The organism is bacterium (genome assembly GCA_037131655.1).
In the GTDB taxonomy this organism is placed as follows: Bacteria; Armatimonadota; Fimbriimonadia; order Fimbriimonadales; family JBAXQP01; genus JBAXQP01.
In genome coordinates, this window is record JBAXQP010000289.1 from 1 (window position 1) to 3,451 (window position 3,451).

Sequence of the window (3,451 nt, forward strand, 5' to 3'; positions counted from 1 at the left end):
ATACGACCCTTCGCATAAGTATAAAAACCCTCACCTGACTTACGACCCAAATGACCATCCGCGACCATTGCTAGTAATTTTTTCGGAATAGTCCCGCCGATATTCGCTATCAAGTTTTTTGCAACGGCAAGGCAAATGTCCAACCCTACTGCGTCTGCTAATTCAACTGGCCCCATCATCATTCCAAAGCTACAGGCGGCATTATCAATCACTTCAGGTGAATACCCTTCTTCTAAAATCCTCATAGCTTCTAGCAAATAAGGCATCAAGACTCGATTAATTAAAAACCCAGGACTTGAAGTTACTGGCAGTGGTAAACGGCCAATTTGATTTACAAACGCACAAGATCGTTGAATGATATCTTCAGATGTCTTTGCATCATAAACCACTTCAATTAATTCCATTTTGGCAACTGGGTTAAAAAAGTGAATTCCGACTAAACGCTGAGTATTGTTCATCACTTGACTGATATCAGCCAAAGGAATACTAGACGTATTGGTCGCAATAATAGCATCAGGTTTTGCTACTGATTCAATACGTTGTGCAATACTTTGTTTCACCTCTAGCTGTTCAAATACCGCTTCAATAATGACATCTGCACGAGAAACGCCATCCCCTTCTGGATCAGGTGTTAATCTATCCATTGCAGCTTGAACCAAGCGAGGATTGCGCAAGACTTTCGTAAACAAGGTAAATGCTCTAGCGATAGCAGGAGCAATCCTTTCCTCGCTTTGATCTTGCAAGGTTACATAAAGTCCTCTCAACGCACACCACGCTGCAATATCTCCGCCCATAACACCCGCACCAATCACATGAACTCGAGCAACTTGCGTTTTGTTTTCTTTGGCAAATCCTTTCAAACGCTCTCTCAACATAAACACACGAATCAAATTGTGTGCCGTTTGTGAATTAGTGATGAGTTTTTCAACTGAGTCTGCTTCTTTCAAATAAGCTCTCTCATCAAACCCGCCCTCTTTCTCCCATAAATCGATCACCGCGAATGGAGCAGGATAATGATCTTTATTAACTTTTTTTGCGACCATATGACGCAAGCTTTTTGCCATCAAACTTCTTACCCAAGCTGCATGACTCAAAGAATGTAATAAAGACAGCTTTTGTTGTTTTGGGCGATTCAAAATATAATACTCAGCCGCACGTTTCAGTTGGCGCTTAGGTACCATGTCATCAATCATACCTAATGCTTTACAACGTTTTGCAGCAAGCGCTGCTCCAGGTAAAATGACTTCAGACAAAGCAGGAAAACCACCTATTAATTTAGGCAACCGCACCGTACCACCCCAACCGGGATGAATGCCTAGTTTTATCTCAGGCAACCCTAAGCGAGATTCTTCAGTGGCTATACGATAATCACAAGCCAATGCCAACTCTAATCCGCCTCCCATACAAAACCCATCAATGGCGGCGACGGTAGGAAAAGGCAACGCTTCTAAGCGAGCCAATACGGCTTGTCCTTTTCTAAGAAAATCAATTACTTGCTTATTGGTTTTGAAATGCGCGAATTCATGGATATCAGCACCCGCTACAAATCCACTGTCTTTCATAGAATGAATAACCAAACCCTTCACACTTGGCATTTGGGTCACTTCTTGCAAGATAACATTACATTCGTCTAGCATTTCATTATTAATCGTATTCACAGAGGCATGTTGTCTATTTACACCCAACCAAACAATATGTTGTGCGTCAACGGTTATGTCCCAATGTTTATAATGACTCATGATTTACCCACCTCCGTTGTTCTTTCTATATACATGGCGCCACCCTGGCCTCCACCAATACAAATAGATGCTATTCCCCGCTCACCTTTTGTTTTGGATAATATTTCAAGCACATGTAAGACAATACGAGCACCACTTGCGCCTATAGGATGACCTAAGGCTATTGCCCCGCCATCTTGATTCAAATGAGATAAACTTGGCGCACCAACAGCACTTTTTAAGCCAAGTTCTTGTTTACAGAAGTGAGGATCATCCCAAGCAGCCAAACATCCTAATACTTGAGCCGCGAAAGCCTCATTTATTTCCCAGCAATCCACATCCTTTGATTTTAAGTGCTGACGTTCAAGAATAGCGCTCGCTGCATATGCGGGCCCAAGCCCCATTACAGCAGGATCCAAACCCGACCATTGTGAGTCCACGATTCGGCCCATCACTGATAACCCATATTGTTTTACAGCCTGTGCCGATGCCAATAACAACAAACAAGCACCATCTGTAATTTGAGAACTATTCCCTGGAGTCACCATACCATAACGTTTATCAAAAAAGGGCTTAAGTTTAGCTAAACCCTCTACAGAGCTATCTTTACGATAACCATCATCTTCAGAATAGACTCTTCCTTTGTTATCGATTATGGGTACGACCTCACTCATTCGACCTTCTGCATATGCTTTTGCCAAACGATGATGACTTTCATTTGCAAAAGAATCCATTTGTTGACGAGTAAGTTGAAATTCATAAGCAACCTTCTCAGCGGTTTGGCCCATGTTCATTCCGACGATAGGATCCGTAAGACCACGAAGCAAGGCTATAACGGGGGCCAGATAAGAAGGACGCAATTGTGTTAGAAGTTTAGCTCGTTGACCGAAAGTTTTTGCGCTAGACCAATATCCCAGCCAAGCCACTAATTGTTGATTTAATAAGAGCGGCGCACGACTCATAGCTTCGGTGCCACCAGCCAAAACCAAATGACTACGCCCACTTGCAATTTGCATAGCAGCTGAGTCAAGGGCTTGCATACCAGAAGCACAATTTCGCATAACCGTATAACCAGGAACATCTGGTCCACATCCCAAACGCAAAGCAATAATTCTTGCGATATTGACTTCATCAGGACCTGCCATAACACAACCGATGATCACCTCATCAAGATCGCTTGGCAAAAAGGGCTGACGCTTCAACAATGCCTTCCCAGCCTGAACGGCTAGATCTGAGGCAGAAAACGGTCCAATGCCTTTGGCTTTTAGAAACGGTGTACGATTACCGTCTACCACATAAACAGCTTCACCACGAAGATTTGACTGGGATTTCACGCTTCCTCCTGATACGACGACTTCCTTAGAGTATTAAAGATAACAGGATTTTTATTTTTTTGGTATCATTGAATACGACAAAGAACCACGAACACATATTGACCCAACCCCATTTCCTGCTATACTTCGCATCCTAAGATCGGAGAGATGGCCGAGTGGTCGAAGGCGCTCCCCTGCTAAGGGAGTATGGGACAAAATCCCATCGAGGGTTCGAATCCCTCTCTCTCCGCCAAGTTTATGCGCCCGTAGCTCAGTTGGATAGAGTATTTGGCTACGAACCAAAGGGTCGGAGGTTCGAATCCTTCCGGGCGCACCATTAAAATCAAGTAGTTACATTAAAATAGTGTCGTAAAAACCAATATACTGTGTCTAAAACGTGTCGTAAATACGCTCTGCAGC

Annotated in this window: 2 protein-coding genes and 2 tRNA genes; 2 read left to right on the forward strand and 2 right to left on the reverse strand. The window is 43.4% G+C overall.

All coding sequences use genetic code 11. The annotated features are described in order from the left end of the window. Both WCO51_11310 and WCO51_11315 read right to left on the reverse strand, forming a co-directional pair. The coding region (locus WCO51_11310) for a 3-hydroxyacyl-CoA dehydrogenase NAD-binding domain-containing protein (protein ID MEI6513843.1) at nt 1–1,739 on the reverse strand (1,739 nt) is incomplete at its 3' end. Then, nucleotides 1,736–3,052: an acetyl-CoA C-acetyltransferase gene (locus WCO51_11315; GenBank protein ID MEI6513844.1), complete on the reverse strand. Its 1,317-nt coding sequence runs from the start codon at nt 3,050–3,052 to the stop codon at nt 1,736–1,738. The genes WCO51_11310 and WCO51_11315, both read right to left, overlap by 4 nt. Nucleotides 3,053–3,193: 141 nt before the next feature. On the opposite strand from WCO51_11315, the gene WCO51_11320 reads away from it, so the two are divergent. Together WCO51_11320 and WCO51_11325 are read left to right on the forward strand one after the other, a co-directional pair. Further along, a tRNA-Ser gene (locus WCO51_11320) sits at nt 3,194–3,284 on the forward strand. A gap of 7 nt (nt 3,285–3,291) precedes the next feature. Next, a tRNA-Arg gene (locus WCO51_11325) sits at nt 3,292–3,368 on the forward strand. Nucleotides 3,369–3,451 lie beyond the last annotated feature (83 nt).